Annotated in this window: 17 protein-coding genes and 1 tRNA gene; 7 read left to right on the plus strand and 11 right to left on the minus strand. The window is 43.9% G+C overall.

Going from position 1 to position 14,899, the window contains the following annotated elements:
• Nucleotides 1–88: 88 nt before the first annotated feature.
• The gene (locus GYX26_RS04675; RefSeq protein ID WP_174828313.1) at nucleotides 89–940 is read right to left on the minus strand and encodes a hypothetical protein; all 852 of its coding nucleotides are present in this window, start codon (nucleotides 938–940) and stop codon (nucleotides 89–91) included.
• 227 nt (nucleotides 941–1,167) lie between these two features.
• Here GYX26_RS04675 and GYX26_RS04680 point away from each other — a divergent pair, with 227 nt between their 5' ends.
• Both GYX26_RS04680 and GYX26_RS04685 read left to right on the plus strand, forming a co-directional pair.
• Nucleotides 1,168–1,338 (plus strand): hypothetical protein, encoded by a 171-nt coding sequence (locus tag GYX26_RS04680; RefSeq protein WP_174828314.1) that lies wholly within the window; start codon nucleotides 1,168–1,170, stop codon nucleotides 1,336–1,338.
• Between the two features lie 47 nt (nucleotides 1,339–1,385).
• Entirely contained in the window at nucleotides 1,386–1,844 is a 459-nt protein-coding gene (locus GYX26_RS04685; protein ID WP_370520847.1) for a phytanoyl-CoA dioxygenase family protein, read from the plus strand.
• A 315-nt stretch (nucleotides 1,845–2,159) separates the two neighbouring features.
• Here the strand turns inward: GYX26_RS04685 and GYX26_RS04690 are convergent, their stop codons facing one another.
• Together GYX26_RS04690 and GYX26_RS04695 are read right to left on the minus strand one after the other, a co-directional pair.
• On the minus strand, nucleotides 2,160–2,789 hold the full coding sequence (locus tag GYX26_RS04690) for a hypothetical protein (protein WP_174828315.1): 630 nt from the start codon (nucleotides 2,787–2,789) through the stop codon (nucleotides 2,160–2,162).
• A gap of 583 nt (nucleotides 2,790–3,372) precedes the next feature.
• Nucleotides 3,373–4,107, minus strand: coding sequence for an OmpA family protein (locus tag GYX26_RS04695; RefSeq protein WP_174828316.1), 735 nt, complete (start codon nucleotides 4,105–4,107; stop codon nucleotides 3,373–3,375).
• A gap of 467 nt (nucleotides 4,108–4,574) precedes the next feature.
• Here GYX26_RS04695 and GYX26_RS04700 point away from each other — a divergent pair, with 467 nt between their 5' ends.
• Complete coding sequence (locus GYX26_RS04700) at nucleotides 4,575–5,525, plus strand: CysB family HTH-type transcriptional regulator (protein ID WP_174828317.1); 951 nt, start codon at nucleotides 4,575–4,577, stop codon at nucleotides 5,523–5,525.
• Between the two features lie 77 nt (nucleotides 5,526–5,602).
• Here the strand turns inward: GYX26_RS04700 and fabG are convergent, their stop codons facing one another.
• The 8 genes from fabG to GYX26_RS04740 all read right to left on the minus strand — a co-directional run bounded on the left by fabG (nucleotide 5,603) and on the right by GYX26_RS04740 (nucleotide 11,707).
• Complete coding sequence (gene fabG, locus GYX26_RS04705; RefSeq protein ID WP_174828403.1) at nucleotides 5,603–6,349, minus strand: 3-oxoacyl-ACP reductase FabG; 747 nt, start codon at nucleotides 6,347–6,349, stop codon at nucleotides 5,603–5,605.
• 8 nt (nucleotides 6,350–6,357) lie between these two features.
• Nucleotides 6,358–7,302 (minus strand): ACP S-malonyltransferase, encoded by a 945-nt coding sequence (gene fabD / locus GYX26_RS04710; RefSeq protein ID WP_174828318.1) that lies wholly within the window; start codon nucleotides 7,300–7,302, stop codon nucleotides 6,358–6,360.
• Nucleotides 7,303–7,340: 38 nt separating this feature from the next.
• Complete coding sequence (locus GYX26_RS04715; protein ID WP_174828319.1) at nucleotides 7,341–8,204, minus strand: hypothetical protein; 864 nt, start codon at nucleotides 8,202–8,204, stop codon at nucleotides 7,341–7,343.
• Nucleotides 8,205–8,228: 24 nt separating this feature from the next.
• On the minus strand, nucleotides 8,229–9,191 hold the full coding sequence (locus GYX26_RS04720) for a beta-ketoacyl-ACP synthase III (protein ID WP_174828320.1): 963 nt from the start codon (nucleotides 9,189–9,191) through the stop codon (nucleotides 8,229–8,231).
• A 77-nt stretch (nucleotides 9,192–9,268) separates the two neighbouring features.
• A complete protein-coding gene (gene plsX / locus GYX26_RS04725) occupies nucleotides 9,269–10,288 on the minus strand; it encodes a phosphate acyltransferase PlsX (RefSeq protein WP_174828404.1) in 1,020 nt (339 codons plus the stop codon).
• A 9-nt stretch (nucleotides 10,289–10,297) separates the two neighbouring features.
• On the minus strand, nucleotides 10,298–10,825 hold the full coding sequence (locus tag GYX26_RS04730; protein WP_100090806.1) for a phosphoribosyltransferase: 528 nt from the start codon (nucleotides 10,823–10,825) through the stop codon (nucleotides 10,298–10,300).
• A gap of 166 nt (nucleotides 10,826–10,991) precedes the next feature.
• Nucleotides 10,992–11,171 (minus strand): 50S ribosomal protein L32, encoded by a 180-nt coding sequence (gene rpmF, locus GYX26_RS04735; RefSeq protein ID WP_037404788.1) that lies wholly within the window; start codon nucleotides 11,169–11,171, stop codon nucleotides 10,992–10,994.
• A gap of 32 nt (nucleotides 11,172–11,203) precedes the next feature.
• Nucleotides 11,204–11,707, minus strand: a complete 504-nt coding sequence (locus GYX26_RS04740) for a DUF177 domain-containing protein (protein WP_174828321.1) — start codon at nucleotides 11,705–11,707, stop codon at nucleotides 11,204–11,206.
• A gap of 51 nt (nucleotides 11,708–11,758) precedes the next feature.
• On the opposite strand from GYX26_RS04740, the gene GYX26_RS04745 reads away from it, so the two are divergent.
• From GYX26_RS04745 to GYX26_RS04760, 4 genes are all read left to right on the plus strand, one after another.
• On the plus strand, nucleotides 11,759–12,349 hold the full coding sequence (locus GYX26_RS04745; protein WP_174828322.1) for a nucleoside triphosphate pyrophosphatase: 591 nt from the start codon (nucleotides 11,759–11,761) through the stop codon (nucleotides 12,347–12,349).
• Entirely contained in the window at nucleotides 12,346–13,059 is a 714-nt protein-coding gene (locus GYX26_RS04750) for an SAM-dependent methyltransferase (protein WP_100138334.1), read from the plus strand. Before GYX26_RS04745 ends, GYX26_RS04750 begins: the two co-directional genes overlap by 4 nt.
• 83 nt (nucleotides 13,060–13,142) lie before the next feature.
• Nucleotides 13,143–13,219, plus strand: a tRNA-Pro gene (locus tag GYX26_RS04755).
• Nucleotides 13,220–13,557: 338 nt separating this feature from the next.
• The gene (locus tag GYX26_RS04760) at nucleotides 13,558–14,844 is read left to right on the plus strand and encodes a dicarboxylate/amino acid:cation symporter (protein WP_100090802.1); all 1,287 of its coding nucleotides are present in this window, start codon (nucleotides 13,558–13,560) and stop codon (nucleotides 14,842–14,844) included.
• Nucleotides 14,845–14,899 lie beyond the last annotated feature (55 nt).

The raw sequence follows: 14,899 nt of genomic DNA on the forward strand, positions 1-14,899 counted from the left end.
TTCACAATATCCCAGAATCTTAATCATTCAGATTATCTACTACGGTAACAGCATTATCTTGTAATATATTTCTTACTGGGATAGATATTTATTTTGCAGAAATAAATATAAGAGATAAATTTATAAATACTTCAGTCAGCACTGAATAAACTATTCGTATTAGATATAAACAAACTATTGCTATTGGAAAGAAAATAAATAACCTGACAAGGTTATCAAGTATGCCATTCTTAATCTGAGTTACTTTAACATCAGATACTGTATTGGCTGAATTTAATTCCATTTTTAAAATTCTGGCTGCGCGATAATTTTGTTCTGAAGTACCACAAAATTTAAATCCTTGTTTAAGCAAATGCTTTGTATACTGATTACAGTAACAAAAGCACATGACTACAATAAATAGCAGTGTCCCCAATCTGGGAAAATTAAGCTGAGCACCAAGAAAGGAAATAATTACGCACCAGATAAACCAGTACAATGAGCCTCGAACATCTTTAACTAATAATGGAGTAAGGAAACCCATAAAAAAAGGCGTTATAGATAATCCCGTATATGCTATTTTAAATTCACCTGTATCTGGATTAAACATAGGCGTTAGCTTACGTTTTAAAGCCAAAAAAGGAATTTTAATAGTAAATGAATACTTTGGCTGATACTCATTTTCGTTAAACAGTCTATACTCCTCAGACTTCTCTACTTTAGTTTCAACAGGTTCTAATAGTTCAGGAATTATCTCCTGCCTTAACTGTGGATTTTCTGTCAGCAATTTAGCATTATATTTTGTCCGCAAATCAGGGTTAAGCAATACTTTGCGACAGGTTTGCCATCTTTCCCAATCTAAAATCTGCTCATCTGCTGCCCTTTTCAATGCACAACGGATTTCATCATCGCTAGCAGATAAACTAACCTTTAGCAGAGAATATAAGTTAATCATCGCCATATTTCTCACCCTATTATTCAGATTAAATGTGTTAATTACAATCCAGCAAGCACTTAACTTTCATTCTTTATACTGCAAATTGACTGTTATACGCAATTTTATGCGGCATTCAGAAAAATATTCACAAAAAACTAATATTAAAGCTAAAATGTAATTACTCAATAATATATATATTTCCAGAGTAAATTATTCTACCATTGAACTGAATAAACTCTTATGAAATAAATATGTACACAAAAGATTATTTCGAACAAAATGGCTATGCTGTTATTAATGCATTAATTACGCCGCAACAACTAACAGAAATAGAACAACAGCTAGAACAGGTTAATTTAACCACTGCTGGCAGCCGTGAATTACTTACACTGCCTGGTGCCAGTTACTTGCTAACGATTTAAAAACCAACACGCTGCTAACTACTCTGCTTCCAGAAAAACCGATTGCGATTCAATGCACCTTATTCAAAAAATCAGCAGACAAAAACTGGCTGGTACCGCTACATCAGGATTTAAGTATAGCTGTCAGACACCGGTTCTGTGACAGCCGCTTCACAGGCTGGTCTCACAAACAGAATATATTGTTTGTACAGCCACCCGCGCAATATATGCAGCAACTTGTTGCAGTAAGATTGCACATAGACGATTGTTTGCATGAGCATGGTCCGCTCAAAGTGGTTGCGGGTACACATCAGCATGGCAGAATTGCTGAATCAGAACTGCTACGGCTGCGTGATCAACAAAGAGAGCAAGAGTGTATTTTATCCAAAGGTGGTGCGGTTATTATGCGACCGCTTATTGTGCACTCATCTTCTAAAGCCATCCAGACAAATGGCAGACGGGTATTACACTTTCTGTATGCGCCTGCGACTCTGGCTGAAACCATTCCCTTTCAATTCTGCATTTGAATGTCCCAGTATTCATCAGACGGGAACTGACCATATTCATGAACTGGATACAGTTAATTATTTATACTGTGAATTAATCTATTTTTCAGACTAAATAAATAATCCAGTTAATCTACTTATATTAGCCACAAATATTTCATTAGCAAACTAACTCGATAGTGAGTCTGATTAATGGGACAACATAGTTTTATCACAATCAATCAGCTCAAATAATGGTTCTCCGGTATCTGATTCATCGACATCAAACTGATGATTTTATTTAACCAGAATAGTAACCATTGTCTTACAGTGAATTTACACAATAATACTAAATATTCAGATATCTGCCAGGGTGCAACTGCGTTGCCATAAGGATATTTTACAACGTAAATGGCCAACATATTGCAATGGATAAACCGGTACCACAGAGGGGATATCACCAGCGCGCATATGCAGCAAATCACTGGGTGCAACCCACTCAGCCGGGGTTTTGGTTAAAGGCAGTCCAGCATAATCATAGGCGGCTACTACTAGCTGCGAGCAAAAATAGCGATCAGAAGAGAAAGGTGTTACCTGCACCAATGCCATGGTATTCAGACACAGATGGCGAAAGGCACGGGGAATTACTGGTAATTCGCATACTTTACGCGTGAAAGTATAAGGAGTTTGCTTGATAATACCCAGATAATTGTATTTCCCCCCAGCTTCAGCCTTGGCAAATTGACGAATTTTTTCAGCCTGCAAATTATTCAAATGTGGATGGCGATAAACCACCAGTAACGGACTTTCATCAACACTTTCAGCCAGTGACATAATATGCACACCGCCACCAACAGCCTCTGCAATTTCGCCATCGCCCAGATACAGAAATGCATGGCTGACCGATGTGTTACCAAACAGACGCAAAACGCGTGAATTCAGACTAGAATCAGCAGAAAATAAAATATCACCACTTTGTAAGTCCATTGGTTCAACCAATACTACACCGGTCTGCGGAGCTGTATTTTGCCGTTGAAATTTTACGACAACATGTTTTTTCTCTCCAGAAGTATCAGGGACTCGATGAAACTGGGCAGTGCAGGCAGCACAAAGATAACAGCATAAAATTAAGAACAGAAATTTTGCATATTTCATAATTAAAACGATATTAAATTGAGTTTTATAAATATTTCTCATTATTTAAAGCTTAGTTTCCGTTTGAACTCAATAAATAAGAATTTAATCAACACTTTCCCGTTTACTTGAGCAACAATTCTATATGCTGGACATAATTGTTAATAAAAATTTATGAATTTAGTTAAAAATAACTGATATTTTTTACATTAATAGATTTAATATTCACATAATAACATATATTAACATTTATAAGCTAATCATCAAAAAGCAGCAGTAATAAATAAAATATCTATTTTAATTAAAAACTGCAGCAAACTACCATTTTTGCAAATCGCACTGGCAATAACAAAAAAATATATTTAAGCTACCCAAATTATCATTGATACAAAAAAACCCTGCTTAGAGCAGGGTTTTTTATCACTAAGGTAGAAAATTATCTAACTTTTTTAGCTACCATAGTGCGGATTTTAACGTCTACACGGCGATCAGGTGCGATACATTCGATCAAAGCAGCACGTTTCTTGGCAGCTGAAACTTTTTTGCCCAGTTTGGCAACTTCAGCCTGACAGGATTCGGTCATGCGTGCTTCAGATTTGCCCAAGCCAACTGCAGAGATTTTCTCAGCAGGAACGCCTTTGGAAACCAGATATTCAGCAACAGCATGAGCACGATGATCAGACAGAGTCTGGTTATATGCTTCAGAACCTTTAAAGTCGGTGTGACCTTCAACACGTACAGTTTGTACGCTGCTGTCAGCCAGACGGGTAGCCAATTGATTCAGAGTATCAATTGCTTCCGGACGCAAGTTGTATTTATCAAAGCCAAACAGGAAGTTAGCAGACAAAGATACAGTTTCATCAACAAATTTAGGCGCTTGAGGAGCAGCCTGAGCAACAACGACTGGGTGACCGCAGTTGTTACCCAGAGTAGGCTCGTTATCGTTGTTGAAACGGTTTTTCACACATTCAGGTGTGCCATCAGCACCGTTTTCACGGGTGACAAGAATTTCGCCAGTTCCTTTTTCAGGAGCAGAGCTAGTAGTATAGCCATTGTAAGCACCAGCAGGTTCACCGGTCCAGTCGGCACCCGGTACAACACCATTGGCAAAAGCGGCAGTTGAAGCAGCCATAGCAACGATCAATGCGCTCAATTTTAGCTGTTTGGTCATGTTATTCCCTCATCAAAAAATTTGTTATGTGTTGATTCAGCCTGAAATTCGCCTGATCAAAACACAAATACCATTTACAGGCCGCTCAAACCGGGCGGGTAGCTTGGTAAATCAGGCCTATACTATAAAAAACCGCAGCATAAACTGTCAATATGCAAACTACCAAGGCGAAGCTGCTAGACGACCCGCTTCCTAACTGTGCATCATGCCTAAAAAATAGCTTTGTGTCACTTATTTACAACTAAATTCACGCCCTCACCCTAATTAAGTTGCTTTAAAACAACATGCAAGCTTCTCTTGAGCTGATCGCCCGCAGCAGGCTGATTAGCTTGTAAATTTGTTCAGCCTCAAGTGAAAGTGTCCCATGTCAGAATGGGTAAATTGCGTTATGATGCAGATAAAGAAGCTTTTTTGTTGTATTTGAGCGACAATTAAAACAACGCCAAACTTAAAGGGGCTGAAGCAATATGAAGCTGCAACAGTTACGCTATGCAGTTGAGGTTTATCGTCAAAATCTGAATGTCTCGGAAGCAGCAGAGGTACTGTTTACTTCCCAGCCGGGTATTTCCAAGCAGATTCGCATGCTGGAAGAAGAACTGGGTGTACCTCTGTTTATCCGCCACGGCAAACGTATGGTTGCAGTTACAGCACCGGGCAAAATTGTATTGGAAACTGCCGAACGGGTTTTGCGTGAAGTACAGAATATCAAGCGTATCGGCACAGAATTTGCGGATCAGAATATTGGTTCTCTGACTATTGCCACTACCCATACACTGGCGCGTTACGATTTACCCGAAGTCGTATCTGCTTTCGTTGAGCGCTATCCTCAGGTTCAATTAAGTATTCATACTGCCAGCCCGAAAACCATCAGCCATATGGTACTGGATGGAGAGGTAGATTTTGCTATTGGCATGGGAATGGGAATTGAGCACCCCGAGTTGCGTAAACTGAGCTGTGAGGCATGGAATCGCAGTGTCATTGTTCCCGACAATCATCCCCTGTTGAATCTGAAACGTCCGTTACGACTGGAGGACATTGCTGCCTACCCGCTCATTACCTATGATATTGCTTTCAACGAACAATCCAAAATTGCCCGTGCCTTTACTCAGGAGGGTTGTAATTTACCCAGAGTAGTACTGGCTTCAGCTGATACAGATGTAATAAAAACTTATGTAAAACAAGGATTGGGGATTGGGCTAATGGCCAGCATGGCTTTTGACAGTACACAGGATCAGGGTTTGCAGTTAATTAGCGCTGAACATTTATTTGAACCTTCGTTTTCACAGATTATACTCAGGCAGGATGTTTATCTGCGCGGCTTTGGCTATGAGTTTCTGGCCTTATTCGCTCCGGGGCTAACGCGTGCCCGGATTGAGTCTGCATTGTATTCTTCTTTCGAAGAAGATTTTTCAATTTAAGAATGCATTTATACCATAGCCATTTTGTATGCATTGTACAAAATGGCTATGCAAATAGTTTTAACTGATATCAGGTATCAGGGCATTAGCATTCCGCCGTTAACGTGCAGTGTTTGCCCTGTGATATAACGTGCTTCTTCACTGGCCAGAAACAATACAGCTGCGGCCACATCTTCTACAGTACCAAAATGATTCAATGCAGTTTGTGCTGCAAAGAAATCACGCTGTTCCTGTGGTAAAGCCTGTGTCATATCGGTTTCAATAAATCCGGGTGCAACACAGTTCACAGTAATACCACGTGTACCTACTTCGCGCGCCATGGATTTACTGAATCCAACCAGTCCTGCCTTGGCGGCAGCATAGTTTGTCTGGCCGGCATTACCGGTAAAGCCAATCACGGAAGTCACATTGATAATTCGCCCCCAGCGTGCTTTCATCATGCTGCGCGTTACCGCTTTACTGGCACGAAAGGCTGATTTCAGGTTGATTTGCATGATTTCATCCCATTCTGCTTCTTTCATGCGCATCAGGAGGTTATCGCGGGTAATACCAGCATTGTTCACCAGTATTGCAATATTGCCGATATTACTTTCGATATCCGCAATCAGATTTTCAATACTGTTTTCCTCTGCAATACGTAATTCCCGTCCTTCACCGCCAACATCAGCCAGTGCCTGATTAATACTGGCCACACCAGTAGCAGAAGTTGCCGTACCGATTACCTTAGCTCCTTTTTCAGCCAGAAGCCGGGCAATAGCCGCGCCAATTCCACGGGTAGCACCAGTTACCAGAGCGATTTTACCTGTTAAATCCTGATTCATAATTCTTTCCTTTAGCTGGCAGAATGCGCAGCAATAAAACTTTCCATGGTTTCCACACTGGTTAATGCGGCACAGCTGGCACTTTTATCAATTCGTTTAGCCAGACCAGCCAGCACTTTACCCGGACCACACTCTGCAAATTCAGTAATACCTTCTGCCACCAGCTTGCTCACTGTTTCGGTCCAGCGTACCGGTGAATACAACTGCTGCACCAGCGCCTGTTTAATTGCTTCCGGCTCTGAATGCACGGCAACATCTACATTATGTAATACCGGAATCTGCGGCGTTTCAACTTTAACCTGTGCCAAAGCCGTAGCCAGTTTGACGGCAGCCGGTTTCATCAGGCAACAGTGAGAAGGTACAGATACAGGTAAAGGCAGTGCACGTTTGGCACCAGCCGCTTTAGCCAGTTCACAGGCGCGGGAGATGGCCGCAGTACTTCCGGCTATCACTACCTGACCGGGCGAGTTATAGTTTACTGCTTCGGCAACAGTACCAGACAATTCATTTTGCGCCTGTAAGCAAACCTGACGCACGATATCATCATCCAGTCCCAGGATTGCTGCCATTGCGCCTTCATCAGCTGGTACAGCTTCCTGCATCAACTGAGCACGCAGGCGAACCAGTTTAACGGCATCATTAAAGGCCAGACTGCCGGCTGCTACCAGAGCGGAGTATTCGCCCAGACTATGACCCGCCAGCATCACCGGCATCTGTCCGTGCAGTTGCTGATAGACACGCCAGCTAGCAATACCGGCAGTCAGCATCAGTGGCTGGGTGTTAACGGTTTCATTCAGGGCGGTGTTGTCCTCACCATTCATCAGAGCCCACAAATCCTGATCAAGCACTGCCGAGGCCTGTTCAAATGTTTCTTTAACAACGGCCATGTCGTTGAAACCGGCCATCATATTGAGACTTTGTGACCCCTGACCGGGAAAGAAAAAAGCAATACTCATGGTCTTCCTTGATTTGAATGGAACTAATGTCCAAATAATTATTTTGATGGAGGCTGGTTAGCCTGTAAAGGCTGATTGTGGTGCAGAAACATTCTGGCACCAGCTGGAGCGCCTATTGCATAAGCCAGATTAGCTTCTAGTGACTGGGTAAATGGCCCCTGATAGATTTTATTACCCATATGGGTCAGATTGGAGCGTGCATCAACATAAACTTTACCGCCCAGTAGATTCCATAAACGGCAAAAACTGAAATCCTCAGACAAATAGCGTTTGGTTACCGGATCAACCAGACAGTCATAAAAACGGTAATGATAGCCCTGATCGGCAACACCAAGAGAATCAGGCTGATATTGCAGTTCAGGATAAGCTTGTATCAGACGGGTAAAGACCTGACGCTTAATAACCATGAATCCGGTTGGCGCTTCCGGAAGCTCAATAAAGCCTTCGTCATCAACCTGTACATGCACTTCATTATTGGCATCTGCCTGACTAATATTGATGGTATAGCGGGTATAGGTGGCATTGAACTGCTGCTGGGTCATATGTGCGTCAATACCTTCCGCTGGCCATGACTCAAACTTGAGCGGATACACGCCAGCAACAATATCGCGATCTGCCAGCAGCAGGCGCTGAAATGCTTCCGGTGAAAAACCAATATCGGTATCAACCCAGCACAAGTGTGTCCATTCAGGATGCGCCAGGAACTCGGCTACGCAATTATTGCGCGCCCGGGTAATCAGGCTTTCACCCTGATGCATGAATACCTGTATCGGAAAACCGGCACTGGTATGCGCCGCCACCAAAGCCAGCAACGACTGTACATAATTACCAAAGTAACGGCCATCATGGCTGGGTGACATAATGACCGGATACATACTGGCTAACGCAGATTGAGGTAGCATAATCCGACCCTGATAAGAACGATATTAGTATTTCAGGGTAATCGCACCCCAGGCAAAACCACCACCAATACCCTCGAGTAATAAAGTCTGGCCATGCTGGATGCGACCGCTTTTAATCCCTTCATCCAGAGCAAGCGGAATAGAGGCAGCGGAGGTGTTACCCTGCTCTGCCAGCGTAACAATGACTTTGTCCATCGGTACGCCCAGATGACGGGCAGTGGATTCGATGATACGCAGATTGGCCTGATGCGGAATAATCCAGTCTATATCAGCCGGCTGTAAATCAGATTCTTCAATAACTTCTTTGGCAATATTGGCCAGTGCCTTGACAGCAAATTTATACACTGCCTGACCATCCATATAAAGATAGGGTGACCCTTCAATGGCACCGGCAGCGATTTTTCCCGGCGTTTGCAGGATATGGCTATAGCCGCCATCTGCCTGTAATCTGGTCTTGATGATACCGCCCTCCTGTTCGGAGGCACCCAGAATTACAGCTCCGGCACCATCACCAAACAGTACGCATGTACGCCGGTCATTCCAGTCTAGCAGGCGGCTGAAAGTTTCAGCGCCAATAACCAGTGCTTTGCTCGCCATACCGCTTTTGATATAGGCATTGGCCGTAGCCATTGCATACATAAATCCGGCGCACACGGCCTGAACATCAAATGCCGGGCAACCAGAAATACCAAGTTTGTTCTGTACGATGCAGGCAGTAGCCGGAAAGGTCATGTCTGGCGTTGATGTAGCGACAATAATCAGATCGATGTCATCTGCGGCTATAGCAGCATCGGCGAGTGCGGCCTGTGCTGCAGCAACAGCCAAATCACTGGTCTGTTCATTTTCACCAGCAATATGGCGCGCTTTGATACCGGTACGTGTGGCAATCCACTCATCTGAGGTATCAACAATTTTGCTCAGGTCATCATTGGACAGACGGCGTGCAGGCAGATAACTGCCTGTGCCTAGAATATGAGCATTTAGCATGGCATAGTCTTTATTTACGACAAAGGCCACATTTTAAACAAAGTTATTTAACTTGTCTGCCTTTGTAACAGGATGATTTATTCTTCCAGTGCAGCCAGTTGCTGGGCTACACCGGCCTGAATTTTCGTGATTGAATCTGCTTTGATGGCCTTGTAAGCCTCCTGCAGTGCAAAACAGAAACCCGTAGCATCGGTGCCACCATGGCTTTTGACTACCACACCACGCAAACCAAGAAAAATAGCACCATTGAAGCGTCGTGGGTCCAAACGTTGTTTAAAGCCTTTTAATGTTGGTAACGCAATCAAAGCGGCCAGTTTATTAAACCAGCTGCGGGTAAACTCCTCTTTAACAACTGTACCAACGAATTTAACAGCACCTTCTATACTTTTCAGCATGGCATTGCCGGTAAAGCCATCAACTACGAGTACATCGACTTCAGCCGTAAAAATGGCATTACCTTCAACATTACCGATAAAATTCAGATTGCTGCGCCGTAGAAGCTGATAGGTTTCCTTGACGGCGGCATTACCCTTGATATCTTCAGTACCAACATTAAGCAAACCCACCCGCGGGCGGATATTTTCAGGCGACAGTGCTGCCACCTGCTGGCTGCCAACTATAGCAAACTGTAAAAGCTGAGTACTACTGCAATCAACATTGGCACCAAGATCAAGTACCAGTGTGACATGATTATTGCGGCCGGGTAAAAACTTGGCAATAGCCGGACGATCAATACCGGCAATGGTTTTTAATACAAAGCGTGCGGTTGCCATCAGGGCACCAGTATTACCAGCCGATACGGCAGCCTGCGCCTGACCTTCTTTAATCTGGTTGATGGCCACACGCATGGAAGAATCTTTTTTATTCTTGAGCGCTGACGTTGGTTCTTCATCCATGCCTACCACTTCACTGGCAGAACAGATAGTAATCCGCTCCATGGAAGCGTTGGCTTCAGTTAATGCATTTCTGATTTTAGTCTCGTCACCAACGAGAATCAGTGCCGCATCTGTTTGCTGCTGTAAAAATGTCAGCGCACCCGGAATGGTTACATCCAGTCCGAAATCGCCGCCCATTGCATCAACTGCGATGGTTTTCAAGGTCATATGTTATGCCTCAGGTGTCGTTTGGGCTGCAACGTTTTCATAGTGCTCATCAATATCAAGTGCATCCCAAGGATAATTAATCCACCAGTCGTCAACCTGTATTGCGCTATAGAAAGGTAAATCAGCTGGCAATACCCCTTTTTTGGGTTTGCGTTTCTCGTGCAATACAGCAACGCCCAGCTGCTGGAAACCTTCATGCTGTAATTCACGAATACAGTATTCTAGTGTAGCCCGACTGTCATCCACTTCGTCAACAATCAGCAGTTTTTTGTCTTTCATTTTTTCATCAAAACCATTAGTCCACTGGATTTTCTGTGGGCAGTCGGTCGGACAGTCGTTGATGTCATAATAAGACAAAGTAACAGTATATACAGGAATATTCAGAAAACTTCGCAATATACGAGCCGGAATAAATCCACCACCACCGATAGCAATCATTGCATCAAATGAATGTCCTGATTTCTGGATTTTTTCTGCCAGCTGTTTGATGGCACGATGTATGTCTTCGTAGTTATACCAGATTTTTTTCATGGGAAACCCGGGTCAATATAAAGAGCAAGCCACTGATGGCTGCTGGAAAAGTGGAAGTATTTTATTTAACAGGATGAATTATCCTGCTAACAATGGATACAAAAAAGCCAGTGATTGCTAATGCAATGTCTGGCTTTCATACGCATTTAATAATCACAGATGTGAATTATTCACCTTTGGCTTTGATTACCTTGCGTCCGCGGTACATACCATTTGGAGAAATGTGATGACGCAGATGTACTTCACCAGTAGTGGTGTCAGTAGAAACCTGTACAGCGGTCAGACCATCGTGTGAACGGTGCATACCACGTTTTGAAGGTGATTTTTTGTTTTGTTGTACTGCCATGTTAAAGCTCCTGGGTAATTTAAGTTAATTCGTTAGTGGCCGCTTTTCAGTCCTGCCAGTCTGGCAAAAGGATTGCCAGAGTCTTGATTGGTTTGGGGTGCCAGAGTGTGATCACAATCTTCATGTCGCGGAGCAACCGGAATCGCCATTAAAATCTGGTCTTCCAGCAGTGCAGTAAGATTATATTCTGCACTCCATACTGCGCCTTCAAGTGATTCATCAGCGGCCATGGCCTCGTCCAGCAACTGTTCGCTGGCAAACAGCACTATATGCGACTGGTCATTCAGCGCCCAGGAAACTGCCTGTAAACAGCGCTGACACACCAGCTGCAACTCACCTTCTATGCTGATATCGATAAAAGGACGCTGCCAGCGGTCAATACCACCGCTGACTTTATACTGGATAATGCCATCGCGTTGCGCCAAAAGTTCATGTGACCAAACCCGCCGGTCAAGCGCCTGAAGCTGCAATTGACCGCCGCGTTGCTGCTGTTCACGTGTGAACGTGGCTGTATCAATCAAAATAGGGTCTAACATAAACGGCGGATGATATAATTTAAGTCTTCTAATGTCAATGAGTTCGCAATTATGCCAATTGAGAAAAAGCTGATTCTGGCCTCCAGTTCATGTTTTCGCCAGCAGCAGCTTCAGCAATTGAACATTCCTTTTGAGGCAGTCAAACCTGATTTTGAGGAAATACCACTACCTGGCGAAGCTGCGCCACAGACTGCCTTACGTCTGGCCAGTGGTAAAGCCCATTCGCTAGCCAGTCTTTATCCAGATACATTGATTATCGGCTGCGATCAGGTAGCATGGTGTCGCGAACAGCAACTGGGTAAACCGCTAACCGTGGCAAAAGCACAACAGATGTTACACTATTTAAGTGGTCAGGAGGTGGTGTTTTACAGTGCCCTGACGGTACTGAATGTTGCTGAAAACCGCCTGCATCAGCATATTGATGAAACACGCGTTATGATGCGTACTTTAACAGATGCCCAAATTAGTTATTATCTGACGCTGGAACCTGATGCAATCCATTGTGCCGGTGCGGCCAAAAGTGAAGGACTGGGCGCACTGTTGATTAAACGTATTGAAAGCACAGACCCACATGCGCTAATTGGTTTGCCGGTTTTTCGTCTGGTGGACTTTCTACTGGCTGAAGGAATAAATATTTTATGAGCAGCCCTGTACTCTATCTGATTCCTACACCATTAGGAACGGCAGACACGCCCTGTCTGCTTGCATATGAACGGGAATATATTGTTAATCTGACCGATTTTGTTGTTGAAGCCGAAAAAACGGCGCGTGCTCATTTAAAGGCATTTGGCGTACACACGCCGATTCGTGAACTGAATCTGCGTACGCTGAATGAACATACAGCAGAGCGCGATATTGCTGCATTATTGCAACCGTTACAGGCTGGCCGCAGTATGGGCCTACTTAGTGAAGCTGGCTGTCCGGCAGTAGCTGACCCGGGAGCACAGCTAGTGGCACTGGCACATCAGGCTGGTTTTACCGTTATGCCACTGGTTGGCCCTTCCAGTATCATGCTGGCGCTGATGGCCTCTGGCGCCAATGGACAGTGTTTTGCCTTTAAAGGCTACCTGCCTGCAGAGAAAACCGCACGTACAGAACGTCTGCGTGCACTGGAAAACCGTTCACGGCAGGAAAATGAAACCCAGCTTTTCATTGAAACGCCTTACCGCAATGATGCTTTACTGGCAGATGCGATTGCCAGCCTGCATCCGCAAACCCGCCTGTGTATTGCAGCTGATTTAACCATGCCCACTCAAACCATTATCAGTCAGAGTATTGCAACATGGAGAAGCATGAAAGTACTGCCGCAACTGAAAAAAAGGCCATGCCTATTTGTGCTGTATGCTGGCTGATACCTTCCTGACATTTTTTGGGAATAATTTGCGCCCTGCTCTTGTCAAGGTGCACAGCGCTGCCTATAATGCACAACTTCTTTCGGAGTGTAGCGCAGCCCGGTAGCGCACCTCGTTCGGGACGAGGGGGTCGAAGGTTCGAATCCTTTCACTCCGACCATATATTTAAAACCGTCTGTTCAATATGAGCAGACGGTTTTTTTACAACCGAGTAATTTATGTCAAATGACTCTACTATTACAATATAAAGAATAATATTTATACTTTCCAGAAATAAAACAAACCATCGTAAATAGAATTAAATTTTTGCCAAGCTAATGTTTTTACAAAAAAATCCTTTATAGTATGCGTCTCTTGACTGTATGTTTATCATTTAGTAATTAATAAAGCTTTTCCGTTAAGTTATGTAGGCTTTATAATCAGCGGATTATGCCTCATAATGCTCATAATAACTTTAAAACCCAGTAGTTTTTAAACACAAATCCTTGAGAGATTAACATGTTACCACTCGAAATTGAGGAAATGAATCCACCACAAAAGAAACAGCGGTGGTATCAGATTCTATATGTACAGGTAATTATCGCCATTATTATTGGTATTTTACTTGGTAACTTTTTCCCCAGTGTTGGCGAAAGCATGAAGCCTTTGGGCGATGCTTTCATCAAATTAGTTAAAATGATCATCTCCCCGGTTATTTTCCTCACCGTGGTAACCGGTATCGCCGAGATGACCAATATGAAAACCATGGGACGTGTAGCCGGCAAGGCTATGGTTTATTTTCTCACCTTCTCTACTCTGGCACTGGTTATTGGCTTGCTTGTGGCCAATATTGCCCAGCCGGGACACGGTCTGAATATTGACCCGACTACCCTGCAAAGTGCCAAGGTTCATGAATATGTGCAGAAATCACATGAATCCAGTCTGACCGGTTTTCTGATGGACATCATTCCGACTACTGCAATGAGTCCGCTTACCAATGGCAATATCCTGCAAACCCTGTTTATTGCTATTCTGTTTGGTGTTTCTCTGGCCATGATTGGTGAAAAAGCCCGTCCGCTGATCAATATCTTTCATGATTTGTCTGCACCGGTTTTCAAAATGGTATCCATTCTGATGCGCGCGGCACCAGTAGGCGCATTTGGTGCCATGGCCTTTACCATTGGTAAATACGGTATTGACTCTATTGGTAATCTGCTCTACCTGATTCTGACTTTCTATATTTCTTCAGTGCTGTTTATTCTGATTGTGCTGGGTGCGGTAGCCCGTTATAACGGCTTTTCTATTATCAAGCTGGTGAAGTACATTAAGGAAGAACTGTTACTGGTACTGGGCACAAGCTCATCTGAAGCCGCCCTGCCTACGCTGATGCAGAAAATGGAAAATGCCGGTTGCAAAAAATCAATTGTTGGGTTGGTTGTACCTACTGGTTATTCCTTCAATCTGGATGGTACGAATATTTACATGACCCTGGCCGCACTGTTTATCGCGCAGGCTTGTAACATTGATCTGACACTGCAACAGCAGGTATTGTTGCTGCTGGTGGCCATGCTCAGTTCGAAAGGTGCAGCAGGGGTAACCGGCGCCGGCTTTATCACACTGGCTGCCACCTTATCCGTTGTACCGTCTGTACCGGTAGAAGGGATGGCGCTGATTCTAGGTATTGACCGCTTTATGTCTGAATGCCGCGCCCTGACCAATCTGGTTGGCAATGCCTGTGCTACTATTGTTGTTGCACGCTGGGAAAAAGGTCTGGATTCAGAGCGCTTGCATGAAGTGTTGAAATAATCATTTCATTTAGGTGTAAGATTCTGCTTACAGAAATTTAGCGGCCATATCACAG

This window comes from Snodgrassella sp. ESL0253 (genome assembly GCF_013344965.1).
Lineage (GTDB): Bacteria > Pseudomonadota > Gammaproteobacteria > Burkholderiales > Neisseriaceae > Snodgrassella > Snodgrassella alvi_B.

Bases quoted from the DNA above. Each gene is read 5' to 3' on its own strand.
- GYX26_RS04680 (WP_174828314.1), top strand. From the start codon at position 1,168: ATGTACACAAAAGATTATTTCGAACAAAATGGCTATGCTGTTATTAAT.
- GYX26_RS04750 (WP_100138334.1), top strand. From the start codon at position 12,346: ATGAGCAGCCCTGTACTCTATCTGATTCCTACACCATTAGGAACGGCA.
- GYX26_RS04745 (WP_174828322.1), top strand. From the start codon at position 11,759: ATGCCAATTGAGAAAAAGCTGATTCTGGCCTCCAGTTCATGTTTTCGC.
- GYX26_RS04675 (WP_174828313.1), bottom strand. From the start codon at position 940: ATGGCGATGATTAACTTATATTCTCTGCTAAAGGTTAGTTTATCTGCT.
- GYX26_RS04700 (WP_174828317.1), top strand. From the start codon at position 4,575: ATGAAGCTGCAACAGTTACGCTATGCAGTTGAGGTTTATCGTCAAAAT.
- GYX26_RS04715 (WP_174828319.1), bottom strand. From the start codon at position 8,204: ATGCTACCTCAATCTGCGTTAGCCAGTATGTATCCGGTCATTATGTCA.
- GYX26_RS04695 (WP_174828316.1), bottom strand. From the start codon at position 4,107: ATGACCAAACAGCTAAAATTGAGCGCATTGATCGTTGCTATGGCTGCT.
- GYX26_RS04760 (WP_100090802.1), top strand. From the start codon at position 13,558: ATGTTACCACTCGAAATTGAGGAAATGAATCCACCACAAAAGAAACAG.
- GYX26_RS04720 (WP_174828320.1), bottom strand. From the start codon at position 9,191: ATGCTAAATGCTCATATTCTAGGCACAGGCAGTTATCTGCCTGCACGC.
- GYX26_RS04740 (WP_174828321.1), bottom strand. From the start codon at position 11,707: ATGTTAGACCCTATTTTGATTGATACAGCCACGTTCACACGTGAACAG.
- fabD (WP_174828318.1), bottom strand. From the start codon at position 7,302: ATGAGTATTGCTTTTTTCTTTCCCGGTCAGGGGTCACAAAGTCTCAAT.
- rpmF (WP_037404788.1), bottom strand. From the start codon at position 11,171: ATGGCAGTACAACAAAACAAAAAATCACCTTCAAAACGTGGTATGCAC.
- GYX26_RS04690 (WP_174828315.1), bottom strand. From the start codon at position 2,789: ATGGACTTACAAAGTGGTGATATTTTATTTTCTGCTGATTCTAGTCTG.
- GYX26_RS04730 (WP_100090806.1), bottom strand. From the start codon at position 10,825: ATGAAAAAAATCTGGTATAACTACGAAGACATACATCGTGCCATCAAA.